Here is an 18,848-nt window from a genome sequence, read left to right on the forward strand (position 1 = left end):
CGAATTGAAGTGCGCTTCAAGTCAAGCCCTGCGTAGTCTCGGTGCGCGTGAACAGGCGAAAGCACAAGAAGCTGTCCCGGCGTCTCGTCGGCGCCGCACTCGTCGGCGACCTGCCGGCCGTCCGGGCCGCGCTGCGGGCCGGAGCCCCGGCCGAGACGGCCGACACGGCCGGCAGCACACCGCTGTACCTCGCGTCCGTGGGCGGAGCCGCCGACATCGCCCGCGTGCTGCTCGCGGCCGGTGCCCGGCCCGACACGGAGAGCGGGATCGGCTCGGAGGGCACACCGCTGTGCGGCGCGGCGTGCTGGGGGTACACCGAGACGGTGCGCGTACTCCTCGAACACGGAGCCGACCCGAACCTGCGCGAGGACCACGGCACCGGCTGGACGCCACTGGACTGGGCGGCGCACGGGGCGCACAGCGAGACGGTGGACGTACTCGTCGCCGCGGGGGCGCGGCCGCGGTCCCGCGCCCCGGGTGGCACACGGAGCGGCGAATGACCCGCGGCCACAAGCCGTTTCCCGACGCAGATTCTGACGACCACTCACTCGAAGGACGACTTCGGGGCTAAAGTCGCAATGTGCGCCTTGGGCCGATCAAATCGCGCGTGTCGCCCGGTAGTACCATTCGGGTGCGCATGCACGCGGGGGAATGCTTTGAAGGAATACTCGCGGAGATCGACGAGGACTGCCTCGTCATCCAAACCTCCGACGCGGAGATCCTCCTGGAGGCGGAAGCCATCCAGTTGGTCGAGCGCCGCTCACCCGGAGCCACCTCTGCCCGGGAGACCAGCGACAGCCCCGCGCAGGTGGGACCACGACCCGAGCCTCGGGCGACGCCACCGCCGGTCGAGCCGGTCGAGGTCGTCCTCCCCTCCGCCGCCCTGCGCTTCCTCGCGGAACTGGACGGGCGGGTCCGAACACTACCGCTGCGGATAGCCGATCCGGATTTCGACGTCTTCACGGACGACCTGGACGACGAAACCCGGATTCGACTGGACCGCGACCTGCTGAGCATCCGGAACAGCTACGGTTACGCGCTGAAGGTCAGGGACACGGCGAAGATCCTGCAGTGCGCCGGACGTCTCCGCCGCGTGGCGGACAGCTTCAACGCCGCCGACTGCCTGCAGACCGCCGGCCGGATGGTCTGGCTGCTCGGCCAGTACGACAAGGCTCTCGAGCTGTTCGCCGAGGCCGCCGACACCCTGAACGACAGCTCCTCCTGCTTCGATCTGGCAGTTGCCCAACGGCACACCGGCGAACTCCTCTACCCCGCCACCCTGCGAAACTGCCTCGATCAGGAGGCGCCCGCGGACGACCCCGCTCTGACGGCGCTGGCCGCCTGCGTACTCGTCGACGGCGTCGGCGCGGACGAACTCGCCGGGCTTGTGCAGGACGCCGCCGCCTGGCGGCCGGGGAACGCCCGTCTGTGCGTCCTCCACGCCGGCCTGCTCTGCGTCCCCCGGGAAGGGCTCACAGGTTTCCCGGCCGAGGCGTGGAACTCACCCGAGGCGCCCGCCCACGCCTTCACCGTGATCGCCGCGAAGCTGCATCCAAGCCCCGCTCCCGCCGCGCCGGTACGACCCGCCAGGCAACCGGCGATGCCGCCGCCTCCTCGTCCGGTGCCACGGCCGGCACCGGCCGTGCCGCGACCGGCCGTACCGGCGCCCGTGACGCCCGCCCGGACCACGGGGCTCGACGACGCACAGGTGCGCTCGCTGTCGGACGAGGTCCGTGCCCGCGTCGACAGGGGGGATCTGACCTCCGCCAGGGAGTCGTTGACGTCCTTGAAGTCCCTGGCCCCACGTCACTCACTGACCTGGGGCGCGGAGAAGTACCTGTCCCAGGCGGTCGCCGTCCAGGCGGGCACGCCCAGCAGGACGGCCGGGATCCACGCCCCGCAACAACCCAACGGCACCCAGCAGGACAAGGGCCCCTTCGCCCGCGCAGAGGCAGCGCAGCGCCGCAAGGACTACGTGGCAGCGAAACGCCACCTCCAGCAGGCCATCGACCAGGGAGACCAGCGCGCCCGGGCGGTGCGCAGACTCGTCAACCTGTTGTCGACCCGGCTGCAGAGCCGTGACGAGGCACTGAACCTCCTAGACGAACACAAACACCTCTTCGTGACCGACGCCGAGCGCCGGAACTGGTCCCAGCAGCGCAGCACCATCCTCGAGCACGCGGGAAAGTGGGCGGAGGCACTGGATGAACTGCGCGGCATGCTCAGCCGGGGGCCCACCGGTGACGAGCGAGTGCGGTTGGTGATCCGCACCACCATGGCACTGCTCAAGACGTTCCAACCGCAGGAGGCGAAGGAGTTGCTGGAGTCCGAGCTCCGGCGCGATCCGCAGCAGCAGTCCCTGCGCACGACCCTTGACCAGCTCATCCAGGCCATGGAGACGAACGTGTACTCCAAGGTGGACGCCGTGCTGCAACTCCAGTACGCCGCCACCTCCCAGCTCAGCCCCTTGCTGACCTTCCACCTCGACCGCTGCGAGTACCGGGGTGTGCGAGCGGAGAAGGTGGCGAAGCGGACCTTCACCGAAGACGACATCAAGCGTCTGGACGACCTGGTCTCGGGACGTGCCAAAGGGCGGCTCGGCAGCAACTTCCCCCGCGAACGCGCCGACTACAACCTCTCGGCCGCTCGCATCATGCGTGATCTGGGCATCACGGACGACCGGTTCCGCAGCAGACTGCGGTACTTCGCGGCCGCGATGGGAGATGCCTGCGCCATCGAGGCGAAGGGCAATCCGGACGTCATTCGCACGTACTACCTGGAGTCGGTGAGCGTCAAGAGCGACTGGGACGACCTGGTCGACGTCAAGCTCCGGCAACTCGTGATGTCGTTCACGCACAGCGGCGTACAGCTGCTCGACATGGGGCAGCTGCCGTCCCTGGAGAAGGCGCTGGCCCTGGTGATGTCCGAGCGGCATCTGACCCGGATGGTCCTGGTGACGCTGCTGTCCCTACCCACGGTCGGCGAGACGGTCACACGTCTGATCCGGCGGGTCTGGGCGGACCGGACGACACGGGAAATTTTCAAGAAGGCGCTGGCGGACCACCTCGAGAACGACGTCACGGTGACCGACGAGTCGAGCTTCACCCAGGCATGGCTCGCGGCGGCGCGGGAGGACGCCCAGCGCCGCGACGTCTACCACCAGATCAGCGTCCTTGCCGACACGACGCCGGTCCTGACCGTGCTGGACCGCCACACCATCGAGCTGGAACGGATCGCCGAGGACGTGATCGGTCTGGCCTCGGCAACGGACCGCGCGAGGATCGAGCACTGCCGGTCGGTCGTCACGGACCTGCGCCAGTACGTCCGGCAGAGCGTGTACGTCGAACGGGAGCGTCTCTTCGGAGGGACGAGCCGGACCATCCGCGCGCACGTCGAGGAGTACGAGAGTGCCCCGACTCCGCTGTCGCTGCAGATCTTGCATCCCTATCTGTGCACGCTCGACACCGAGCTCAGAAAGCACTTCGAGGACTACCAGAAGAGTGTGGAACCCGAGAATCTGAAGGTGGAACTGGTCGTCGACCGCTACCTGCCCAGCGGCGGCCGGGTCGACGTCCAGCTGGAGGTGTCCAACGAGCCGGGGGCCAGTCCCGTCAGCAACGTGGTGCTGAGCGTCCTGCCCAGTGCCGACTACACGGCCACGGAGGCCACGGTCGCGGTGGCGGAGTCCATCGGAGCCGGGGAGTCGAAGACCTGCCAGATCTCCCTGGTCGCCGGCAGACCCGCCATCGAACAGGAGCTCATCACCCTGGACAGCCGGATCAGTTTCACCCTGCGTTCGCAGCGGCGGGTCGAGGCGGAGGTGGAGCCGAAGTCGATCCGCCTGCACACCGACACCGAGTGGACCGAGATCCCCAATCCGTACAGTGCGGGTCTCCCCGTCGAGAACCCGGACATGTTCATGGGCCGTGATCCGCTCATCGCCCGTCTGGCGGAGACGGTGACAGGGCCTCACCGGGGCAGCGTGATCGTCTACGGCCAGAAGCGCGCGGGGAAGTCGTCGGTGCTGTACCACCTCGAGAAGAGGCTGACGCTGCCCAGCCTCGCGGTGAGCTTCAGCATCCAGGACCTGACCGGCGACATGTCCTTCGCCGACTTCCTCTACCGCATCGGGAGCGACTTCCACTGGCTGATCAGCAACCTGGCCATGGAGAAGGGCTGGGACACCCGTGCGCTTCCCGAGCCGAGCCTGCAGGAGATCAGGCTGGCGGCCCAGCAGAAGTTCATCGAATACATGCGCCGGCTTCTCACCTGGTTGCGGGCCACTCCGCCCCTGGCGGACAGTCACCTCGTATTGCTGATCGATGAGTTCAGCATGGTGCACAAGGAGATCCGCAGCCGGAACCTGCCCGAGAGTTTCATGAAGGGCTGGAAGGCCATGCTCGAGAAGGGCTTCTTCCGATGCGTCCTGGTGGGCAACGATCTGATGCCGCGCTTCATCCAGGAGTTCCCCAACGAGTTCCAGGTGGCCACCGAGGCACGCGTCTCCTATCTGGAGAGCGCCGACGCCAGGGAGCTCATCGAGAAGCCCATCCGGCTGCCGGACGGAGCCAGCCGCTACCGGGGCAACGCCGTCGACCGCATTCTCGAACTCACCGGCCAGAGCCCCTACTACATCCAGTTGTTCTGTCATGAGCTCGTGCTCTACATGAACAGCGAGGACGTGCGTGGACCGGCCATCGGCCCCGCCGACGTCGAGGCCGTCGCCGACCGGCTCATCGTGACGTTGGGGGAGAACGAGTTCGACAACCTGCTCACCCCCGGCGACAGCGAGGTCACGGACATCAGCGGCGACCTCGTCATGGAGGTCCTGCGGGCCACCCGGCGCGAGATCGGACGGGCCATGTACCACGAGGGCGGTGGCAACGCTCATCCCGAGGCGGAGCGGGTCATCCAGGACCTGGAGGGCAGGGAGGTGCTCCAGCGGCTCTCCGGCAACCGGTACCGCATCAGGGTCGGGCTCTTCAGCCTGTGGCTGCAGCACCGATGGGCATGACGGGGGTGGGGCCCCACGACGCGTGGATGCCGGTGGACCCTGAGGCCAACCCCTACGCCGGGTACGGGTCTCCCGTAGCGGGAGCGGAGTTCGTCGGCCGCACCGCGGCGATCAGCTCCATCCGCAACCGGACGTTCGCTTCACTGGAGACCGCGTCGGTGTCGATCGTCGGACCGCCCCGGGTCGGCAAGTCCAGCCTCGCCCGGCACGTCCATGAACAGTTCGCCACCGGCCGCAGTGCCCGGGGGCTGACCTTCATTCCGGTGTGGATCACCGTCAGCGGTTGCGACTCGGAGCAGTCCCTCTTCCGCGAGCTCGCGCACTCCGTCCAGACCTGGCTGTCCGAACACAGCCCGGACGCCGACCGGATGAAGGCACAGTACGAGTCACTGTCCACGACCGCGTCCTGGGACGACATGCGGATGCAACTACGTACCTACCTGCGTCGGCTGAGGTGGCTCAAGTACCAGGTCGTAGCCGTACTGGACGAGTTCGACGCCGCACGGAACATCTTCCGGCGTTCCGCGCCCTTCGAGCTCCTTCGTGCCCTCGCCTATGCGCCGGATGTGCGTGTCGCCCTCGTCACGGCCTCTCGACGGAGCCTGGCGGAGATCGTGGTGCGGTCGACACCCGAGCTGTCCACGTTCCCGCAGATCTTCGGACTGCCCATCACCCTGGGCTGTTTCGACACCCGCGAGCTCTCGGCGCTGGTGGCACGGTCGCCGTACGTCGACACGGAACTGGGCCCGCCGTTGCTGACATGGCTCGAGCGGGAAACCGGCGGTCAGCCGTTCCTTGCGTCCGCGCTCCTGTCGGTCGTGCACGACAGGTGGGCGGCACACGGCCTCCCCCCGGCCGCGCAACTGCCACGACATCTCGGCGAGGCCGTCGCCGCGTGCGGCGAACTGACCGTGCGGCACCACGAGCAGATGCTGGAACTGCTGCGTGACGAGGACCGGCTCAAGACGCTCCTGGAAGTGGTCTTCGGTCCTCAGGTCACCGCCCAGCCCCAGGATGCCGAGCGGCTGGCCAAGGAAGGCATCGTCCGTCCCACCGCTGACGGCTGGGCGGGTTTCTCGGAGAGCTTCCAGGAGTACCTGGGGCTGCTGGAGCGGAGATCGGACGACTGGTCGCTGTGGCAGCGCACCGAAACGAGACTGCGGGCCGCCCTCACCGTCGCTCTGCGGGCCGTATACGGCGAAGTCTGGCTGGACAGGCTCCGTGAGTGCCAGAAGCGGCTGATCGACAAGTGCGAGGAACGGCAGGAACGGGTGCGGCGGAGCTTCGGTCGACTCGCCCCGGACGAGAACCCGCTCGACTACGCCTACCCGCAGGACCTTCTGGCCGTCATCATGATGCACTGGGAGCAACTGAGACCGGCCCTGGGCCACTCCAAGGACGGCTGGCAGGAGCGATTGGAGCTGATCGCACGGATGCGTACGCCGATGGCGCACAACCGGCGTTCCGGCACCTCTCCGCTGCTCATGGAACAGTTCCGCGAGTACTGCAATGACGTGCTGCGCTGGCTGCCCGAGTCTCCGGTTCCGGGCACGGCTGCCGCCTCGTCAGACCGACCCCGCGTTCCGGCCGGTGACGTGGATACTGGGCCGGTCGATCAGAGCGGCGTAGACGCCGGGATCCAGCCGTAGTTCCTTCGTGCCGGGGATGGGCCGGTGCTCGTGGTCGGCACGCGTGCAGGTCGGAAACGCCGAGTACAGCGCGTAACGCCTGCCCTGTGACTGGTGGACCTTCTTGACCTCTTGGACCATGGGGCCGAAATCGGAGTCCTGCGACAGGATGATCAGCGAGGCGTAGTCCTGCTGCCAGGCCCCGCGGAGCGCCAAGGAGGCGAGCCTGATGTCGGCGCCCTTTTCCTTGCGCCGCCCAGCCATGGTGTTCGACGTGCCGCAGTTGCCGCACGTCACGCTGCGATCCAGCGACGTACTGCACTGAGCGCACGCCAAGGCTTGATAGCTGAAGCGGGCCCGCTCGTGCCGTACACCGTAGTTGGACAGCTTGCGCAGCCGCTTTCGCCAGGTGTGGAACTCCGGTGCCTCGCCGGGATGGTTGCGGTCCGGAAGGGCCATGACCACAGCAGCGTCGTTGACGCTGTCCGCACCCGTCTCGGCGGCCGCGTACCGGGCCAGCCGGTCGAGCGGAAACTTGGCGGCGGGGCCGTATCCGAAACACCGCAAGGCGGCGACGTAGTGGTTCCATCCGTCGACCAGCACCAGGCAACCCGATCCCACCCTCTGCCCCCCTAGAGAAGAAAGTGACCGAGAACAAAGCGACAAAGAAAAACCCCGCTGGGGGCCACAGGTCTGTTTCCAGAGGCGACGCTAGCAGCGGGGGCACTACGAACTGTAGTGAAAGGGACACGCGACTTCAAGGGAGAGTCACTCGGTGGGGGCGGGTCCCCGCCTTCCGGGGAACCCGCCCCCCGGTGTCAGCGTCGTCGCCGGGACGTCAAGCCGCGTCCTCCTCTCCGGGTTCCTCGATCTCCTCGGCCAGCCCACCCTTCTCGTTCGCCACGACCTTGAAGCTCAGCAGAGATCCGGCCGCGAAGCCCTGAACCGCCGAGCGGGGAGTGAAGACGTGGTGGCTGTTGCCGAGGCGGTCCTGAACGCGTAGCCAGCCGTGGGCCTTGCCCTCGGGCAGCTTCAGGGTGCCCTCCGCGTAGTCGTCGACGAGAAGGATGCCCACGGCATGGCGATTGCGCTCGCCGTCGACCCGCCCCGTACCCACGAACACGACCCGGCTGCCGACACGCAGGGACTGGCCGGCGTCCTCCGGATAGACCAGATGATCGGCACGGAAGTAGAAGTCCTCGCCGGACCGGGGATCACGGACGAATCCGAAGTTGGCACCGGGCTTCCAGCAGGTCACCTCTCCCGAGTGCCGGTCCTCCAGCGTTCCCTGCCGCTTGTCCTGGGCCGGTTGCCGCTTGCCCGCGGCGCGCTCGAGGGGAAGGCGGGTCGTGCCGGGCGGCGAGGACGGCGCCTGGCGCATGCGGTCGGTGTTGCGCGTCACCGCTTCGGACTTCAGGCCGTACAGCTGTTGGTCCCAGAGGATCTCGTAGTACTCCACGGGCTGGTCGAAGCCCTTCAGCGGGGCTCGCTGCACATCTCCCTGGTACTGCTCGGGGGCGCGGCCGAGGGCGATACCGAGCCGACTGGCGATCTTCATGACGTTGGCGGCGGACGCCGTGGCCCGGTCGACGAAGATGGCCTTCGGGGAGGCGGCGTCGCACAGGCGCTTCGCCTTGTCGACCACGGTGCCGACGTAGTCGTGGCCGCCCGTCGGCGTGGTGAAGGCGACGACCGACCCCGTGCCGACCCCGATGCTGACGTTGAAGTCGATGATTCCGCGCGCCCCCGTCCTGCCCTGGTTCGCGTCGTGGACCGCCTCCTGGACCGCCACGGCGACGTTCACCGCGTCGGTCGCCCGGTCACTGTCGAACGTGATCATGATGCCGTCCCCGAGGTACTTGATCTCCGCCTCGGGGTCCGCCTGCACGGCCAGCGCGGTGACCGCGTCGTACAGCCAGCCGAGCGCCGGCAGCCAACTGGCCTCCGGCTGCTGCTCCTTCATGGCCGTCGATCCGACCTGGTCGATGAACAGGACGGTACGTGCCTCCCGGGACTGGGGTTCGGCGAACGCCTCACGAAGCTGAGTGGCCATGTCTGTCACCCTTCTGTGCGGTGCGGTAGGAGAACGCGGCCCTGACGGGCTCGGCACCTACTAACGGACGGGGCCCCCGACCACCCGCCCTCGGGGGCGCCGTTGACACCTTCCGGCGGCGGCCGTCATAGTGACGGAGTCGCTCGGACGCGACTGAGCACTTCGCTCCTGCTGTGCTGTGCACAGGACACGTTGGCCCGCACGGGCCGGCCCCACATACGTGGGCCTCCTCATCTCCAGGGACGTGTCATGCCGCAGTCCGTTGCCTTCTGCACCGCTCCCGACACCTGTCTGCCCCGCAGCGCGAGCATCGTCTGGAGCATCACGCGCCGTGCCCGGCAGGCCCTCCACGACGCCCACGGTTCGGGCCCCTGTCATCGGCCGGCACCCTTCGGGGACGCCGACCGGAGCGCGCGTCGGCCCCGCGAGGTCTGCGAGGGCGTGGGTTGCGTCGACCTCTTCATGGAGGTCTGGACGTCGGCGCACGGGGCCATGCACATGCGTTTCCGGCCCGCCGGCCTCCTTCCCGAGGCCGCCTTCGCCTACCTCACCAGCAGCGCCCGGTCGCAGCTCGCGGAGCTGAACCGTCAGGGTCGCGTGGCCAGGGGCGGGGTGGCCCGGCCTCAGCGGCGGGACGGCACGGTAGGCCGGATCGCGGTCTCCTGCGAGGACCCCTGGCTGGCGGACGTGTTCCGCTTCCTGCTCGGCTACACGGCCTCGCCGGGGCCGCGGGCGGATGCCTGGCCACTGGACGCGCTCATCTGTCGCAAGAACGCGTGGGACGGCGGGGGCAGGGTGCCGGGCAGCGGAGCGGCACGGGACGAGCTGCGCGCCGACATCGACAGGTGCCTGCGGGTGGTCCGGGAGGTGGCGGGCGTCGGCTGGCTGCACGACTGCCTCCTGCTGCCGCTGGCCAATCGGGGAGGGTCCGTGTCCGTGCCGGCCGACGACACCCTGCGCCTGTCGCCGGCGATCGGGGAGAGCGACGACGCGCTCGCCGAGGGCGCCGACGCGGTGCTGCGGGACCTGCTGGACCGGACCGCAGCCGGCGCCGGGCCCGGCGCGGCACTGTACGCCGCGGTCGAGTCGTGGCTCGGTGACGCCCCCCGTCCAGCGGCGTGGGAGGCGACCCGTCGCGACGACATCGCCCTGCGGCGCCTGGCGAAGCGTCTGGTGTCGGACCTCGTGCAGGAGAAGGAGGCAGCATGAGCACCACGTCCCGCCCCCCGGTGGGGCCCGAGCCCGCGAGCCCGGCCGACGTCGATGCCCTGATCGAGGTGACCCGGCAGGAGAACGCCCGGGCCGACGCCAAGTCGGCCGCCCTCCTCACCGTGGTGGGCATCGGATTCACGGCGTTCTCGGTCGCGGGCGCGTCTGCCGTCGCGGCTCCTCTGCACGGCGGCGCACGATGGCTCTGCGTCGCGGCGCTGACCGGCGTGTGCGCGGTTGCGGAGCTGCTGCTGCTCGTCCTGCGCCCGGTAGTGGGGAGGGGCGGTGCGGGACAGCGCTACTTCGCGACCTGGCGCCGCTACGCCCCGGCACCCGAGCGACTGGCCAGAGAGCTGTCCGTCGACGAGGAGAGATGTCGCACCCTGGTCCGGCTGAGCGGCATCGTCTGGCGCAAGTACCGGCTGATCAGGTGGGCGGTCGACCTGATGATCGCGGTGCTGCCCCTCATGGCCGTCGCCCTCGCCGTGGCCCTGCTGTCCGGCAGCTGACCCCCGGCACGGTGCCCGCGCACACAGATCGGGTGGGTGGCGTCCGCCACCCACCCGATGATCCGATCTGCGGTCTCGCAGAGTCGGGACGACAGGATTTGAACCTGCGACCCCTTGACCCCCAGTCAAGTGCGCTACCAAGCTGCGCCACGTCCCGATGTGCTCACGCGCGGTGCACCGCGCGATCACGCGGACAGCACTTTACCCCACCCGCCGGGCCACGCCTAAGCGGGCACGGGCGAGGGACAATCGGTGCCATGGACAGCCCTGCCGACAGCCCCATGGACAGCACAGCACCCGGCCGCCCGGCGGACGCGCGGGACCGCGACGACGAGGGGCGGGCGCGCAACGCCCGGCCGCGGGACGGGCTCGGCCGCCCCCTGCCGTACGGGGCGGACGGTGTGCCGCGTCAGCCCGAGGGGGTCGTGAGGGCCCCGGACGAGACCGTCGCCGAGGCGCAGCGGCTGCTGGACGACGGCAAGCCGTTCCACGCGCACGAGGTGTTCGAGGACGCCTGGAAGTCGGGGCCCGACGAGGAGCGGGAGCTGTGGCGGGGGCTGGCCCAGCTGGCCGTCGGGCTCACCCACGCGGCACGCGGCAACGTCACCGGCGGGGCCAGGCTGCTGCGGCGCGGGGCGGGGGCCGTGACGGGGTGGGCGGCGTCCGACGGTCGCGCGCGGCCGTACGGGATGGACCTCGGGGCGGTCGCCGGGTGGGCCCGGGAGCTGGCAGGTGAGGTGGAGGACGGCGCAAGCGTGGACGCGGGGGCGCGGGCACCCCGGCTGCGGGGCTGACCCCCGAGGGGGCGGCCCCGCAGGTGCCGGGTCCGTGGCGTACGGCAGACTCGTGACGTGCGGAGCATTCATGTGATCGGTATCGGCGCGGGCGACCCGGACCAGCTGACCCTGCAGGCGGTGCGGGCGCTGCGGAGCACCGACGTGTTCTTCGTCCTGGACAAGGGCGAGGTCAAGGCCGACCTGGTGGGGCTGCGCCGGCACCTGCTGGAGACGCACGTGCCGGAGGGGACCTACCGCGTCGTCGAGGCACGCGACCCCGAGCGGGACCGGGGCGCGGGCGGCGCGGCGTACTCCTCGGCCGTCGGGGACTGGCGCAGCGCCCGCGCCCGCCTGTTCGAGCGGCTGATCGCCGAGGAGCTGGGCGAGGACGAGAGCGGCGCGTTCCTGGTCTGGGGCGACCCGGCGCTGTACGACAGCACGCTGGGCGTCCTGGAGGAGGTGCTGGAGCACGGGGCGGTGTCGTTCGCGTACGACGTCGTGCCCGGCATCAGCAGCGTCTCCTCGCTGGCGGCCCGGCACCGCACCGGGCTGAACCGGGTGGCGCGGCCGGTGCAGATCACCACGGGGCGACGGCTCGCCGAGGGCTTCCCGGCGGACGCGGACGACGTCGTCGTGATGCTGGACGCCCAGCAGGCCTTCCGGCGGTACGCGGACCAGGACATCGACATCTACTGGGGCGCCTACCTGGGCACTCCGGACGAGATCCTCGACTCCGGCCCGATCGCGGAGGCCGGACCCCGCATCGAGCGGCTGCGTGCCGAGGCGCGCGAGCGCAAGGGCTGGATCATGGACACGTATCTGCTGCGGCGCAATCCGGGAGAGCGCTGACCGGGCCCTCGGGCGCACCCGGGCGGACCGTCCCCGCATGCGTGGCCGGTGCACCGGTGTGATCGTGGCCGCGTGACAGTCGCCGAGGAAGCGCCGCGGACCGCAGCCGCCCAGCCGCCCGTGCTGGACCGGCGGCGCCGCAACGTCGTCTTCGTCACGATCATGCTCGGCATGCTGCTCGCGGCACTGGACCAGACGATCGTCGGCACCGCGCTGCCCACCATCGTGTCGGACCTGGGCGGCGCCGAGCACATGTCGTGGGTGGTGACCTCGTACCTGCTCGCGGAGACCGTGGCGACGGTCCTGGTGGGCAAGTTCGGCGACCTGTTCGGCCGCAAGGTCGTCTTCCAGGTGTCCGCGGTGGTGTTCATCACCGGCTCCTTCCTGTGCGGGCTGGCGACGAACATGCCGCTGCTGATCGTCTGGCGGGCGGTGCAGGGCGTCGGGGCGGGCGGCCTGATGGTGACGGCGATGGCGCTGATCGCTGACGTCATCCCGTTGCGGGAGCGGGGCAAGTACCAGGGCGCGATCGGCGCGGTGTTCGGTGTCGCGACGGTCGTCGGACCGCTGCTGGGCGGGCTGTTCACCGATCACCTGTCGTGGCGCTGGGCGTTCTACGTCAACGTGCCCATCGCGGTCGTCGTGGTGATCGCCGCCGCCCGCACCATCCCGGTGGTGAAGTCGGCCGCCCGTCCCGTCATCGACTACGCGGGCATCGCGCTGGTCGCGGCCGGTGCCGGCGCGCTGATCCTGGCGACGAGCTGGGGCGGCAACGAGTACGCGTGGGGTTCGGCGGTGATCGTCGGTCTGTTCGCGGGCGGCCTGGTCGCGCTGGGACTGTTCTGCCGGGTGGAGGCCCGCGCGGCCGAACCGATGCTGCCGATGCGGCTGTTCTCCAACCCGGTCTTCACGGTCTGCTCGGTCCTCAGCTTCATCGTCGGCTTCGCGATGCTGGGCGCGCTGACGTACCTGCCGACGTACCTGCAGTACGTCGACGGCGACTCGGCCACCGTCTCGGGCGTACGGACACTGCCGATGGTGGCGGGGCTGCTGATCGCCTCGGTGTTCAGCGGCAACGTGGTCAGCAAGACGGGGCGGTACCGGCTGTTCCCCATCGTGGGCACGCTGGTGATGGGCGTGGGCCTGTACCTGATGTCGCTGATGGGTCCGGCCACGGGCGCGGGGCCGGAGTCGCTGTACATGTTCGTCCTCGGCACGGGGATCGGCCTGTCCATGCAGGTGCTGACCATCGCCGTGCAGAACACGGTCGACTACGCCGACCTGGGCACCGCGACCTCCGGCGTCACCTTCTTCCGGACGCTGGGCAGTTCCTTCGGCACCGCCGTGTTCGGCACCATCTACTCCAACGCGCTCGGCCCCAACCTGCGGGACGGCGTGGCGGCGGCGACCCGCACCGGGGCCGCCGACCCGTCGGTGATCGCCCGGGCGTCGACGAGTCCCGAGGGCGTGCACCGGCTGCCGCCGCAGGCGTCGGCGCCGGTCGTCGGCGCGTACGCGGACACGATCCAGACGGTGTTCCTGTGGACGGTGCCGGTCGCGGTCCTGGGTTTCGTGGTCGCCCTGTTCCTCAAGCAGGTCCAGCTGCGCGACAGCGCCCGGGCGGGGTCCACGGACATGGGTGAGGGCTTCGGCTCGCCGCACGACGCCAGCAGCAGGCGGACGCTGGAGGCCTCCGTCGGTAAGATCATCGGCAGTACGGAGCTGGACACCGCGCGCCGGATCGTCGCGGACAGCGACACCCGGCTGGACGTCGCCGGTGCCTGGGCCGTGATGCAGGTCGAGGTGTTCACGCGGCTGGTCGGGCACGCCAGCCTGGGTCTGATCGCGGCCCGCCGCCGGATGCCGCCGGAGGTCCTGCTGCCGGTCTTCGACCGGATGGTGGCCGAGGGGTTCCTCACCCGCGAGGGCTCCCTGCTCTCGCACACCGAGGCCGGGGCACGTGAGGCCCTCGTCATCGGCCGGGCCTGGGCGACCTGGCTGGAGGACCGGGTGGAGCGGGACATCGGCCGCCCCTCGGACGCGGAGCTGCGGGCCGCCCTCGACGCGATCGCCAAGCGCCTGCTGGTGGAGGATCTGAGCCACGGGCTCCCGCAGCACGTCAGGCCAGCAGGAGCTGCAGGCCGCCCACGACCGTCGCCGCGATCACCAGGCGCTCGAACAGGAGTTGGTTGATCCGGCGCACGGCCCACTTGCCGAGGAACGCGCCGGGCACCACGAACACGACCAGCACCGCGTCGAGCAGCAGCGAGCGGCCGTCGATCAGGCCGAGGCCCGCGCTGAAGGGCAGCTTGGAGACGTTGACGATCAGGAAGAAGAACGCCGACGTGCCCAGGAAGCCGAGTTTCCTGAACCCCGCGGACAACAGGTACAGCGACATCACCGGGCCGCCCGCGTTGGCGACCATCGTGGTGAACCCGCCGAGGACGCCGTACGAGCGGGCCTTCACGCGCCCGGTGCGCGAGGCGGCCTCCTCCGGCTGCTCGGCGGAGTCGGCCTGCCGCCGGCGCCACATGGTCACCCCGGCCATGAACAGCAGGATCACGCCGATCGACGTGCGGACGGCGGCGTCGTCGGCCCACACCAGGAAGACGGTGCCGACGACGACGCCCACGCCGACCGCGGGGAACAGCCGCCACAGCGTGGGCCAGTGGGCGTGGCGCCGGTAGGTGAGGACGGCGAGGACGTCACCGGCGATCAGGACCGGCAGCAGGATGCCGGTGGAGGCGCGGGCCGGCAGGACCGCGGCGAAGATGGCGAGGCTGACCGTGTTGGCCCCGCTCACCGCGGTCTTGGAGAAGCCGACGAGCAGGGCCGCGAAGGCGAGGGCGGCGAATTCCCAGCCGGTGAGGTGCGAGAGCGAGATGGTGTCCATTGCGGGGACCGATGCTATGCGGGCCCGGCCGGTGCCGTGAGCGCCGTCTCGCCCCTTGATCCTCAGCGGTCCGTGTACGCGGCCCTCAGCTCCCGCTTGAGCACCTTCATGCTCGGCCCGAGCGGCAGCTCGTCGGCGAACTCGACCCGGCGCGGGTACTTGTGCCGCCCGAGGTGCTGCTTGGACCACTCGGTGATCGCGGCGGCGTCCGGCGTGGCGTCCGGTGTCGTACCGGGGGCGCGTACGACCACCGCGCAGACCTCCTCGCCGTGCAGTTCGTCCGGGAGTCCGATGACGGCGACCTGGGCGATGCCGGGGTGGCGCATCAGCACCTCCTCGACCTCCCGGGGGTAGACGTTGTAGCCGCCCCGGATGATGACGTCCTTCTTCCGGTCGACGATCCTGAGGAACCCGTCCTCGTCCTTGGTGCCCAGGTCCCCGGTGCGGAACCAGCCGTCGACCAGCGCCTGCGCGGTGGCCTCGGGGCGGCCGAGGTAGCCGGAGAAGACGTTGTGCCCGCGGACCACGACCTCGCCCAGCTCGCCGGCCGGCAGCAGCTCCACCGCGTGCTCGACCTCGGCGCGGGCGATCTCCACGTCCACGCCCCACAGCGGGTGGCCGATGGTGCCGGGCCTGGCGCCGAACACCGGCTGGTTCACGGACGCCGCCGGAGAGGTCTCCGACAGCCCGTACCCCTCGTAGATCCTGGCCCCGAACGCCTCCTCGAACCGTTCGAGGACGGCGACCGGCAGGGAGGCGCCGCCGGAGACGCACACCCGCAGCTCGGGCAGGGCTTCGGCGGCGGCCGCCGCGGCGGCGAGGGCGACGAACATGGTGGGCACCCCGTGGAAGGTGTTGACCTTCTCCCTCACCATCAGCTCGATGGCGCGCGCCGCGTCGAAGCGCGGCAGCAGCACGAGGGTCGCGCCCGCCCGCCAGGTGGAGTTCAGGGAGACGGTCTGGCCGAAGGCGTGGAAGAGCGGCAGCGCGCCGAGCGCCACGTCGTCGGGCCGGATGTCGTTGGCGTCGAAGGCGTTGACCGTCGCGTTCATCACCAGGTTGAAGTGGCTGAGCACGGCGCCCTTGGGGACGCCGGTCGTGCCGCTGGTGTAGAAGACGACGGCCGGGTCGTCGGCGTCGCGGGTGACGTAGGTGGGCAGGGGTTCGGCGTCCGCGGCGAGCTTGCCGAACTCGTCGCCGAGCGTGACCATCCGTACGCCGGTCTCCCGCGCCGCGGCCGCTCCGGTCTCCGCCTGCGCCGGATGGCACAGCAGCAGGGTGGCGCCGCTGTCGCGCAGGACGTGCTCGACCTCGGCGGCCGACAGCAGCAGGTGCACGGGTACGACGACGGCACCGGCCGCGGCGACGGCGTAGTACGCCTGCGGGAACTCGGCGGTGTTCGGCGCCATCAGCGCCACCCGGTCCCCCGGCCGGACGTCCAGGCCGACGAGGGCACCGGCCTGGGCGCGGGCCCGCCGCCACACCTCGGCGAAGGTCAGCCTCAGGTCGCCCTCGACCAGCGCCTCCTTGTCGGGGCGGCGCCGGGCGTTCTCGGCGAGGATGGCGGCGACGGAGAGGGTTGCCATGGGTGTTGCTCCGTTCCTTGCTGCGGCTCTGCAGAGGGTGGCTGGTGCGGGCGGGGTGGCTCGGGTACGTCCTAGTGGCGTTCGACGAGCACCGCGCTGCCCTGCCCCACGCCCACGCACATCGTGGCCAGCCCGCGGCCGGCTCCCGTACGGCGCATGCGGTGGAGCAGGGTGGTGAGGATGCGGGCGCCGGAGCAGCCGAGCGGGTGGCCCAGCGCGATGGCGCCGCCGGTGGGGTTGACCAGGCCGGGGTCGATGCCGAGCTGGTCGACGCAGGCGAGGGCCTGGGCGGCGAACGCCTCGTTGAACTCGGCCTCGGCGATGTCGCCGATGCTCCAGCCGGCCCGGGCGAGGACCTTGCGGGTGGCGGGGACCGGGCCGATGCCCATGACGTCCGGATGGACACCGGCCGAGCCGCCCGCGACGTAGCGGCCCAGCGACTCCAGACCGAGCTCGTTCAGTGCCTCCTCGCTGACCAGGAGGAGGCCGGCGGCCCCGTCGTTCATCGGGGAGGCGTTGCCCGCGGTGACCGTGCCGCCGGGGCGGAAGACGGGCTTGAGGCGGCCCAGCTTCTCCAGGGAGGTGTCCTCGCGGACGCACTCGTCGGTGTCGACGACCACGCCGTCGGGGCGCTCGACGGGGAGGATCTCGTCGTCGAAGTGGCCGTTCTTGCGGGCCTCGGCGGCCAGACGGTGGCTGCGCAGGGCGAACTCGTCCTGACGCTCGCGCGGGACGCCGTACCGCCCGGCGACCTCCTCGGCCGTCTCCCCCATGGCCAGCAGGCCGTGCAGGTCCTTCATCGCCGGGTTGACCAGGCGCCAGCCGAGCCGGGTGTCGGCGGTCTCGATGCGGTGCGGCAGCGCCTCGTCGGGGCGGGGCAGCACGAAGGGGGCGCGGCTCATGGACTCGGAGCCGCCCGCCAGCACGATGTCGGCCTCGCCCGCGGCGATGGTGCGGGCGGCGGTGGTGACGGCTTCGAGACCGGAGGCGCACAGCCGGTTCACGGTGGCGCCGGGCACGGTCTCGGGCAGGCCCGCGAGCAGGGCGGCCATGCGGGCGACGTTGCGGTTGTCCTCGCCTGCCTGGTTGGCGGCGCCCCAGTAGACGTCGTCGACGCGGGCCGGGTCGAGCGCGGGCACGTCGGCGACCAGGCCCCGGATCACCGCGGCGGCGAGGTCGTCGGGCCGCACGGTCGACAGGGAACCGCGCAGCTTGCCGATCGGGGTGCGGCGGGCGGCCGCGAAGTGGACGGGACGCACGGGGGACTCCTGACCGTCGTCGCGCGGTCCGCCGGGCGGCGCACCGCCGCCGCGCCGGCCCACCGCGCACCTTGATGAGCACTACCCTTAATTAGCACTGCTAGTTTTAGACTATAGACCGCGGGACGGTGTCCTGGGAAGATCCCCCCGGGACCGTCACCGACGCGCCGGAGGAGACATGGCCGAGGCCCGCGAGCACACGCTGACCGGAACGCGGGGGCGGATCAGCGTCCGCGAGTGGCCCGCGCGGCGTCCCCGCTACGTCGCCCTGCTGGTCCACGGCTACGGCGAGCACTCCGGCCGCTACGAGGAGGTCGCCGGCGTCCTGACCGGCCACGGCGGCGCCGTCTACGCCCCGGACCACGCCGGGCACGGGCGCTCGGACGGCGAGCGGGTGGTGATCGAGGACTTCGAGGACGTGGTCACCGATGTGCACGCCGTGGCCGCACTCGCCCGCACCGCCCGTCCGGGCCTGCCGGTCGTCATGGTCGGGCACTCCATGGGCGGGCTCGTCGCCTCCCGCTACGCCCAGCGCCACCCCGGCGAGCTGACGGCCCTGGTGCTGTCGGGGCCCGTCATCGGCGACTGGGAGCTGCCGCGCCGGCTGCTGGCCCTGGAGGAGATCCCCGACACCCCGATCAGCCCGGCCTCGCTCTCCCGCGACCCGGCGGTGGGAGCGGCGTACGCGGCGGATCCGCTGGTCTGGCACGGGCCGATGAAGCGGCCGACCCTGGAGGCGTTCGAGCGGACGCTGGAGACCGTGGCCCAGGGCGGCGACGTCGGCCGGCTGCCGCTGCTGTGGGTGCACGGGGAGGACGACCGGCTGGTGCCGCTGCCCGGCAGCCGCCCCGGTGTCGAGCGGCTCAGCGGCGGGGACCTGACGGAACGGATCTACCCGGGCGCCCGGCACGAGCTGTTCAACGAGACCCATCGGGAGGAGGTGTTCGCGGACGTCACCCGCTTCCTGGACGACGTGCTCGGCCGCTGACCGGCGCGGGCCGGGCCCGGGTCCGCGATGCCTCCGCCCGGGTTCCGGCGGGCGTTTGCCCCTGTGCCGCATGGGCACCCGCGC

Annotated in this window: 14 protein-coding genes and 1 tRNA gene; 9 read left to right on the forward strand and 6 right to left on the reverse strand. The window is 70.9% G+C overall.

Annotated features, from left to right (window positions below):
* Positions 1-47: 47 nt before the first annotated feature.
* From EV562_RS03825 to EV562_RS03835, 3 genes are all read left to right on the forward strand, one after another.
* Positions 48-500 carry an ankyrin repeat domain-containing protein gene (locus tag EV562_RS03825; protein ID WP_133885186.1) on the forward strand — a complete coding sequence of 151 codons (453 nt, stop codon included), beginning with the start codon at positions 48-50 and terminating at the stop codon, positions 498-500.
* A 137-nt stretch (positions 501-637) separates the two neighbouring features.
* Positions 638-5,014, forward strand: coding sequence for a hypothetical protein (locus tag EV562_RS03830; RefSeq protein WP_133885187.1), 4,377 nt, complete (start codon positions 638-640; stop codon positions 5,012-5,014).
* A 26-nt stretch (positions 5,015-5,040) separates the two neighbouring features.
* Entirely contained in the window at positions 5,041-6,663 is a 1,623-nt protein-coding gene (locus tag EV562_RS03835; protein WP_166661545.1) for an ATP-binding protein, read from the forward strand.
* On the opposite strand, the gene EV562_RS03840 is transcribed toward EV562_RS03835, so the two are convergent.
* Positions 6,580-7,245 (reverse strand): NYN domain-containing protein, encoded by a 666-nt coding sequence (locus EV562_RS03840; protein ID WP_133885189.1) that lies wholly within the window; start codon positions 7,243-7,245, stop codon positions 6,580-6,582. The genes EV562_RS03835 and EV562_RS03840 overlap by 84 nt on opposite strands.
* A 235-nt stretch (positions 7,246-7,480) precedes the next feature.
* On the reverse strand, positions 7,481-8,695 hold the full coding sequence (locus EV562_RS03845; RefSeq protein ID WP_133885190.1) for an adenylate/guanylate cyclase domain-containing protein: 1,215 nt from the start codon (positions 8,693-8,695) through the stop codon (positions 7,481-7,483).
* Between the two features lie 249 nt (positions 8,696-8,944).
* Here EV562_RS03845 and EV562_RS03850 point away from each other — a divergent pair, with 249 nt between their 5' ends.
* Positions 8,945-9,904 carry a hypothetical protein gene (locus EV562_RS03850; protein ID WP_133885191.1) on the forward strand — a complete coding sequence of 320 codons (960 nt, stop codon included), beginning with the start codon at positions 8,945-8,947 and terminating at the stop codon, positions 9,902-9,904.
* Positions 9,901-10,413 (forward strand): Pycsar system effector family protein, encoded by a 513-nt coding sequence (locus tag EV562_RS03855; RefSeq protein ID WP_133885192.1) that lies wholly within the window; start codon positions 9,901-9,903, stop codon positions 10,411-10,413. The genes EV562_RS03850 and EV562_RS03855 overlap by 4 nt, the downstream gene beginning before the upstream one ends.
* A gap of 83 nt (positions 10,414-10,496) precedes the next feature.
* On the opposite strand, the gene EV562_RS03860 is transcribed toward EV562_RS03855, so the two are convergent.
* A tRNA-Pro gene (locus tag EV562_RS03860) sits at positions 10,497-10,570 on the reverse strand.
* Between the two features lie 100 nt (positions 10,571-10,670).
* On the opposite strand from EV562_RS03860, the gene EV562_RS03865 reads away from it, so the two are divergent.
* The 3 genes from EV562_RS03865 (at position 10,671) to EV562_RS03875 (ending at position 14,231) form a co-directional block, all read left to right on the forward strand.
* Positions 10,671-11,207 carry a DUF309 domain-containing protein gene (locus EV562_RS03865; protein WP_133885193.1) on the forward strand — a complete coding sequence of 179 codons (537 nt, stop codon included), beginning with the start codon at positions 10,671-10,673 and terminating at the stop codon, positions 11,205-11,207.
* A gap of 57 nt (positions 11,208-11,264) precedes the next feature.
* On the forward strand, positions 11,265-12,038 hold the full coding sequence (gene cobF, locus EV562_RS03870; protein WP_133885194.1) for a precorrin-6A synthase (deacetylating): 774 nt from the start codon (positions 11,265-11,267) through the stop codon (positions 12,036-12,038).
* A gap of 72 nt (positions 12,039-12,110) precedes the next feature.
* Positions 12,111-14,231: an MDR family MFS transporter gene (locus EV562_RS03875; protein ID WP_166661546.1), complete on the forward strand. Its 2,121-nt coding sequence runs from the start codon at positions 12,111-12,113 to the stop codon at positions 14,229-14,231.
* On the opposite strand, the gene EV562_RS03880 is transcribed toward EV562_RS03875, so the two are convergent.
* From EV562_RS03880 to EV562_RS03890, 3 genes are all read right to left on the reverse strand, one after another.
* Positions 14,158-14,931 (reverse strand): sulfite exporter TauE/SafE family protein, encoded by a 774-nt coding sequence (locus EV562_RS03880; protein WP_133885196.1) that lies wholly within the window; start codon positions 14,929-14,931, stop codon positions 14,158-14,160. The genes EV562_RS03875 and EV562_RS03880 overlap by 74 nt on opposite strands.
* 62 nt (positions 14,932-14,993) lie before the next feature.
* Positions 14,994-16,517, reverse strand: coding sequence for a long-chain fatty acid--CoA ligase (locus EV562_RS03885; protein ID WP_133885197.1), 1,524 nt, complete (start codon positions 16,515-16,517; stop codon positions 14,994-14,996).
* 71 nt (positions 16,518-16,588) lie between these two features.
* On the reverse strand, positions 16,589-17,776 hold the full coding sequence (locus EV562_RS03890; RefSeq protein ID WP_133885198.1) for a thiolase family protein: 1,188 nt from the start codon (positions 17,774-17,776) through the stop codon (positions 16,589-16,591).
* A gap of 178 nt (positions 17,777-17,954) precedes the next feature.
* Between EV562_RS03890 and EV562_RS03895 the strand changes: the two genes are divergently transcribed.
* Positions 17,955-18,764 (forward strand): alpha/beta hydrolase, encoded by an 810-nt coding sequence (locus EV562_RS03895; protein WP_133885199.1) that lies wholly within the window; start codon positions 17,955-17,957, stop codon positions 18,762-18,764.
* Positions 18,765-18,848: the final 84 nt, after the last annotated feature.

Source organism: Streptomyces sp. BK208 (assembly GCF_004364245.1).
In the GTDB taxonomy this organism is placed as follows: Bacteria; Actinomycetota; Actinomycetes; order Streptomycetales; family Streptomycetaceae; genus Streptomyces.